We start from the raw sequence: 7,233 nt of genomic DNA, 5'->3' as shown, positions 1-7,233 counted from the left end.
ATAAGCAATAAGCAATAAGCAATAAGCAATAAGCAATAAGCAATAAGCAATAAGCATATGGAACGTAAAAAATTTGATGTCATCATAATAGGAGGGAGTTATGCCGGATTATCAGCAGGAATGGCTCTGGGCAGATCCTTAAGAAATGTTTTAATCATAGATAATGGAAGACCTTGCAACAAACAAACTCCACATTCGCATAACTTTATTACGCATGATGGAAACACTCCTAAAGAAATATCAGATGCAGCAAGGGAGCAGGTGAAAGCCTATCATACTGTAGAATTCTATAATGGTACCGTTGTGAAAATAACTAAGGAAATTGAGGGTTTTAAAGTAGAATCATCTTATAATGGGGTTTTCCGGACTAAAAAACTTATTCTTGCTTCCGGAGTAAAAGACCTAATGCCTGATATTCCAGGATTTGGAGCATGTTGGGGGATTTCCGTAATACACTGTCCATATTGTCATGGTTATGAAGTAAAAGATGAGGTAACAGGAATTCTTGCAGATGGGGAGATGGCTTTTGAATTTTCAAAACTGGTTTTTAACTTAACTAAAAAGCTAACCCTGTTTACCAATGGGAAAACTAAGCTCACTCCGGAGCAGATCGCCCAATTGAATCGGAATGGAATTAACATCAACGAGGATGAAGTTCAAAGTATAGAACATGAGAACGGATATATTCAGAACATCATTTTTAAAAACGGAAAAACGGTTTCGTTAAAAGCTTTATACGCTAAAATACCTTTTGAACAACATCTAAATGTCTCGGCTGATTTGGGGGTCGAATTAACGGAGCAAGGATTTATAAAGGTAGATTTTATGCAGAAAACAAATGTTCCCGGTGTTTTTGCCTGTGGGGATAATGTTACCATGATGAGATCTGTAGCTAATGCTATTGCGCAAGGTAATTTTGCCGGAGCTATTGCCAATAAAGAACTTTCGGAAGAAGAGTTTTAACAAGTTTCCAGATATTACTTTCCCCATAACAACTCTATGGGGAATTTTTGTGAAATTTTGTAATGGAAAGTTATTTTCGTTAACGAGTTGTCCTTCTGTATAGCCTCCATTTTTCAAGAGGTAAAGAATAAAAAAAATTGTTGAATACTTGTTTCTCAGATGCAATCACAACAGAGGTTTATTTTGGAAAGTTTGTAATCGGATTAAAAATTATGGTCACCGGTTTAGGGCAGGAAATTTATAATTATATATTCCCGATAAGGTTTTACAACACTTAGGGGCTAAAAATCATATGATTTGATACCAAAATCTCAAGGGAAATTCCGTACATTTGGGGTGAAAAATTTCAAAAACTAAAAGTAAAATGGATATTATTTTTGACCTGATTGAAAAGGAAAGACAAAGACAAGCCCATGGATTAGAGCTTATCGCATCAGAAAATTTTGTTTCTGAAAACGTGATGAAAGCAATGGGAAGTGTACTGACAAATAAATATGCTGAAGGATATCCCGGAAAAAGATATTACGGGGGATGTGAAGTGGTAGATGAGGTTGAAACATTAGCCATCAACAGAGCAAAAGAACTTTTCGGAGTAGATTATGTGAATGTTCAGCCACATTCCGGTTCTCAGGCCAATGCAGCCATCTATCTTGCTGTTTTGAAAGCTGGAGATAAAATTATGGGAATGGACCTTTCAATGGGAGGACACCTTACTCATGGTTCTGCAGTGAATTTTTCAGGAATTCAATACGAAGTGGTTTCTTACGGTGTAGAAAAAGAAACAGGGCTTATTGATTATAACCAAATGAGGGAAGTCGCTTTAAGAGAAAGACCCAAAATGATGATTGCAGGTTTCTCAGCATATTCAAGAGATCTTGATTATGCTAAATTCAGAGAAATCGCTGATGAAATTGGAGCAACACTTTGGGCAGACATAGCACACCCTGCAGGATTAGTAGCTAAAGGATTATTAAATTCACCATTTGAGCATTGTCACGTAGTAACGACTACTACGCACAAGACGTTAAGAGGTCCAAGAGGAGGGATGATCATGATGGGGAAAGACTTTGAAAATACATACGGTCACAAAACTCCAAAAGGAGAAACTAAAATGATGAGCCAGGTATTGGACGGAGCTGTATTCCCAGGAATCCAGGGAGGGCCTTTGGAGCATGTGATTGCCGGTAAAGCAGTAGCTTTCGGAGAAGCTATAGATGGGCAGTTTGAGACATATGCAAAGCAAGTTAAAGCAAATGCTCAGGCGTTATCCAAAGCAATGATCGACAGAGGATTTGACATTGTGAGCGGAGGTACAGATAATCACCTGATGCTTGTAGATCTTAGAAATAAGGGAGTAAATGGTAAAGAAACTGAAAAAGCATTAGTTCTTGCCGATATTACTTGTAACAAAAATATGGTTCCTTTTGATGACAAATCACCATTTACAACATCTGGTATCAGATTAGGAACGGCAGCGATTACAACAAGAGGACTTAAGGAAAATGATATGGATACCATTGCCGGATTTATTTCTGATGTGGTAGACAATATTAAAAATGAAGAGGTTCTTGGATCTGTAAGAAAGAAGGTTAATGAATTAATGGAAGGAAAAGCTCTATTCAATTATTAATATAACAGAAACAATATAATACAAAGAATGAGCAAAGGCTCATTCTTTTTTTTGTAAATATGGAAAAGAAATCTTTTACTTTTGATGAAATTAAAATGAAATTGGTGAACTATTGTGTTTATCAGGACCGATGTCATGCTGAAGTAGAGCAGAAAATGAGAGAATTTTTGCTTATTGAAGAGGCAAAGGAGGAAATCATATTGTATCTTCTGAAAGAAAATTATCTGAACGAAGAAAGGTTTACACGAAGTTATATCCGAGGGAAGTTTTATATCAAACACTGGGGGAAGAATAAAATCAAAATGAATCTTAAACAGAAACAGATTTCTGAAAAACTGATCAATATGTGTTTTGACGAAATTTATGAAGATGATTACGTGAAAACCATTACAAGAATCTACGAAGATTACTTCTCTAAACAGACAGGACTTAAGGAATATCAGAGAAAATCAAAAACTATAAAATATTTAATGAGCAGAGGTTTTGAATATGAGAAAATAAATGATATTTTTGAATAAACATAAACTAAACAAAAAACACACAAATTGGAAAAGAATAGGATCTGGCTGTCACCTCCGCACTTAGGAGGTAACGAGCTGAAATATATACAGACTGCACTGGATACAAACGGAGTTTCTCAGTACGGTTCAAATATAGATGAGTTTGAAAAAAGACTTGAAAATTATTTTGGCAAAGATTCCTTCGTGACAGCTTTGTCTTCCGGGACAGCGGCAATACATCTTGCATTGAGGCTTTTGAATGTCGAAGAAGGTGATTTCGTGATTTGCCAGTCCTTTACTTTTGTAGCTTCTGCTAACCCCATCCTTTATCAGAGAGCAATTCCTGTTTTTGTAGACAGTGAAGCTTCTACTTGGAATATGTGTCCCAATGCTTTGGAGGATGCTGTTAAATATTGCCTTCAGCAAGGCAAGAAGCCGAAGGCAATCATTGCCGTCTCTTCATATGGAATGCCATTTATGGTAGATGAAATCCTTGGAATTTCCAGGAAATATGAAATTCCTGTTATTGAAGACAGTGCCGGAGCTCTAGGCAGTACATATAAAAATAGACCTTGTGGAACATTTGGAGATTTGTCTGTGGTTAGTTTTAACGGAAATAAGATTATTACTACTTCAGGTGGAGGGATTTTAATATCGAGAAGCAAAACAAATAAAGAAAGAGCTCTTTCTTTTTCTACCCAGGCCAACGAAAATAAAGAGTATTACAGCTATTCAGACATAGGATATAACTATAGAATGAGTAATATCTCTGCAGGGATAGGAATAGGGCAATTGGATGTTTTAGAAGACAGGGTACTAAAGAGAAGAGAAAACCATGAGTTTTATCAGGATATCCTTGGAAACGATGAAACCATCCGTCTTTTAGAAGAACCAGGTGAAGATTTTTTTTCTAATTATTGGTTGAACGCTGTCACCATTGGAGGAAATAATTATGGAATAACAAAAGAAAAATTAAAAAAAATATTTTCTGAGAATAATATAGAAACCAGATATTTATGGAAACCTATGCATTTGCAAACCTTATATAAAGGGTATAGGTTTTTTGGGAATAATATTTGTGGTATGCTTTTTGAAGCGGGTTTATGCTTGCCGTCAGGGACCAATCTTTCTGCTGAAGATAAAAATAGAATTGCTGATGTCCTTAAAAATCTAAGAAAGTAAAATTATTTTTTAGATTTAGGATATTGATGATATTTTATTTTAATTTTGCACGAATGATTCAATGTGAGTTGAATTAAGCGGCTAGAAATTGTACCACATTTAATAACATATGAACACCAATCAAGACAATGTATAACTCTCTTAGAAAAAAAATATTTGGAGGAGATAATGTTGTCAATCTCTCAGATGTAAGATATCTTCCCAGATGGATAATACTCGTAATAGATATTATTATTTTGGTAGTATCCTTATTTCTTTCTACGTATATCATTGAAAAAATTACCCAAAAAGAGTTTATTTATCATGAAGAGAAAAGTATTGTTTTTGCTTTTATCATTTTGGTAAATACAGCATTTATGTATTTTTTTAAAACATACGCAGGGATTATCAGACATTCCACATTTATAGACTTATTTAAACTTCTTGTTTCCTGCTTCTCTACATTATTTGTCGTTGCGACAATTAATCTGATGTATTTCTGGGTTACTGGAGGCAAATTCATTTTAACCCCCTATCTAGTTTTATACTTTGTTATATCCTTTATGGGATTATTTCTTTTTAGACTCTATGTCAAAGAATTTTTTCATATTGTCAGAGAGTATAGGAGAAGTACGTTGAAAAAAAGAATCCTTGTGTTGGGGATTGATGAACAGTCCATTGCTATCGCGAGGGCTATTTTGGATAATCCTAACCTTCCTTACCAGGTTGTAGGTTTCCTGACACAAAGAACGGACTCAAAAAGGGCGTCGCTTTTAGGGAAGCCTATTTATGCAAAAGAAAAAATTGAAGAAAATACCAAAGATGACCTTCTTGTTGACGGAGTTATTATTGTAAAAGAAATGATGGCTAAGGATGAGATGAATTCCTGGGTGAATTTATTTCTGGAAAAAGACCTGAATGTTTTCAAAGCTCCTTCTGTGCAAAAACTAAGAGACAGTGATCTGGGAGGATCAATCAGAAATCTTCAAATTGAAGATTTGCTTAACAGGAAGCCTATAAAAATTGAAAACGAAGAAGTCAAAAGCAGACATTACGGTAAAAATGTACTGGTTACTGGTGGTGCCGGTTCTATCGGTAGCGAAATTGTAAGACAGGTTGCTCAGTTTACACCTTCTTTAATCGTGGTGTTAGACCAGGCTGAAACGCCGTTATATGATATTGAGCTTGAAATGAAAGATAAGTTTCCTCATATCAGGTTTAAATTTGTTTTGGCAGATGTTTCCAATATACATAGGGTAGAGCCGTTATTCGAAATGTATAATTTCTCAATGGTCTATCATGCTGCAGCCTATAAACATGTACCTCTTGTTGAAGACAATCCCAATGAAGCGATTCGTGTAAATGTTTTAGGGTCAAAAAATATCGCTGTTTTATCCAGTCGTTACAAAGTAAACCGATTCGTGATGATTTCTACGGATAAAGCTGTAAACCCTACTAATGTTATGGGAGCTTCTAAAAGAGCTGCAGAATTATTTGTTCAGTCTTTACAACATGCTGAGGGAAATTCAACGAAGTTTATTACCACAAGATTTGGGAATGTTCTGGGGTCAAACGGTTCTGTTATTCCACATTTTAAAAAACAGATTGAAGCTGGAGGACCTGTAACAATCACCCATCCAGATATTGTAAGATATTTCATGACTATTCCAGAGGCTTGCGAACTGGTTCTTCAGGCCGGAACAATGGGACAGGGAGGTGAAATTTTTGTTTTCGATATGGGTGAGCCGGTGAAGATTCTGGATCTGGCCAGAAGAATGATCAAATTATCAGGATTTGAACCCAATATTGATATTAAGATTATTTACACAGGACTTAGACCGGGAGAAAAGCTATACGAAGAACTGTTGAGTGACAATGCAAAAACTCTTCCTACCCATAATGAAAAGATCATGATTTCTAAAGATCCTACCATGTCATTTTCAGAAATAGAGAGTCTTGTTCATTTGATTGGAGAGGCCTCTGTCAATAAAGAAAAAGTAGAGGTTGTTAAAATTCTGAAGCTCATCGTTCCTGAATTTATAAGCAATAATTCAATCTACGAAGTTTTAGATAAATAGAAAAAAATATAAGTGTATATTTGCACAATTTTAAAATATGAAAAGTAAAATATTAGGAATATTTTTTGTATTCTTATTAATGTCATGTAAGGTAAAGGAAAATGCCCAGAATGATTTAAATTATATGCAGAATATAGAAAATGTTGCAATAGAATCATCTGCTAAAAATTCTAATTCTACTATACAAACTGGTGATCAATTAGTGGTTTTGATTACTGCAAAAGATATGGATGTAGTAAAACCATTCAATCAAAACTATTCTTCTTCTGAAATAGTTCAAACAAATAATTTTGCTGGAGGAAATACTCCTAACCAAGGAATGACAACCATTTCTGGACCTACATATATTGTAGACACTGAAGGGAATATAGATTTTCCTGTACTTGGTAAGATTGATACAAAAGGTAAATCACTTATAGAATTTAAAAATGAAGTTAAGGATAAAGTAAGTCAATATGTTATTAATCCGACGATAAGTGTAAGACTTGCTAATTTTAAAATAACAGTTTTAGGTGAGGTTAATAAACAGGGAGACTATACCATATCTAATGGACAGGCTACTATCCTCAATGCTTTGGGACTTGCAGGGGATTTAACCATGTATGGTAAAAGGACTGATATTTTAGTAATAAGAACTGAAAACGGAACAGTTACCCATGGTAAAATTAATTTACAGGACGCTAACCTTATTAATTCCCCATATTTTAACTTGAAGCAAGGGGATGCTGTTATTGTTCCGTCAAATAAAGCAAAAGACATAGCTTCTAAGCAAAACCCTAATACAGCGATTTATCTGACAGCAGCTTCTGTTATTGTCACTGCACTTGCCGTAGTGGTTGGTTTGTTTAAAAAGTAAGAGTATTATATATCTATAAATGCAACTTTACATAAATTGTATTAT

General features: G+C 34.8%; 6 protein-coding genes. All 6 read left to right on the top strand.

Features of this window, described 5'->3' with window-relative positions; all coding sequences use genetic code 11:
* The first annotated feature begins 57 nt into the window (after positions 1 to 57).
* The 6 genes from B8967_RS06240 to B8967_RS06215 all read left to right on the top strand — a co-directional run bounded on the left by B8967_RS06240 (position 58) and on the right by B8967_RS06215 (position 7,188).
* On the top strand, positions 58 to 963 hold the full coding sequence (locus tag B8967_RS06240) for an NAD(P)/FAD-dependent oxidoreductase (protein ID WP_084085233.1): 906 nt from the start codon (positions 58 to 60) through the stop codon (positions 961 to 963).
* Positions 964 to 1,327: 364 nt separating this feature from the next.
* Positions 1,328 to 2,593, top strand: a complete 1,266-nt coding sequence (gene glyA, locus B8967_RS06235; protein WP_047488328.1) for a serine hydroxymethyltransferase — start codon at positions 1,328 to 1,330, stop codon at positions 2,591 to 2,593.
* A 59-nt stretch (positions 2,594 to 2,652) separates the two neighbouring features.
* Positions 2,653 to 3,111, top strand: coding sequence for a regulatory protein RecX (locus tag B8967_RS06230; protein WP_174772365.1), 459 nt, complete (start codon positions 2,653 to 2,655; stop codon positions 3,109 to 3,111).
* Between the two features lie 27 nt (positions 3,112 to 3,138).
* Complete coding sequence (locus B8967_RS06225) at positions 3,139 to 4,275, top strand: DegT/DnrJ/EryC1/StrS family aminotransferase (RefSeq protein WP_084085230.1); 1,137 nt, start codon at positions 3,139 to 3,141, stop codon at positions 4,273 to 4,275.
* A gap of 128 nt (positions 4,276 to 4,403) precedes the next feature.
* Positions 4,404 to 6,332 carry a polysaccharide biosynthesis protein gene (locus B8967_RS06220; protein WP_084085228.1) on the top strand — a complete coding sequence of 643 codons (1,929 nt, stop codon included), beginning with the start codon at positions 4,404 to 4,406 and terminating at the stop codon, positions 6,330 to 6,332.
* Positions 6,333 to 6,369: 37 nt separating this feature from the next.
* Positions 6,370 to 7,188: a polysaccharide biosynthesis/export family protein gene (locus B8967_RS06215; protein ID WP_084085226.1), complete on the top strand. Its 819-nt coding sequence runs from the start codon at positions 6,370 to 6,372 to the stop codon at positions 7,186 to 7,188.
* Positions 7,189 to 7,233: the final 45 nt, after the last annotated feature.

The organism is Chryseobacterium sp. YR221, assembly GCF_900176315.1.
GTDB lineage: Bacteria > Bacteroidota > Bacteroidia > Flavobacteriales > Weeksellaceae > Chryseobacterium > Chryseobacterium rhizosphaerae.
The sequence above is the reverse complement of the archived record's forward strand: the minus strand, read 5'-3'. Positions and strand labels throughout refer to the sequence as shown.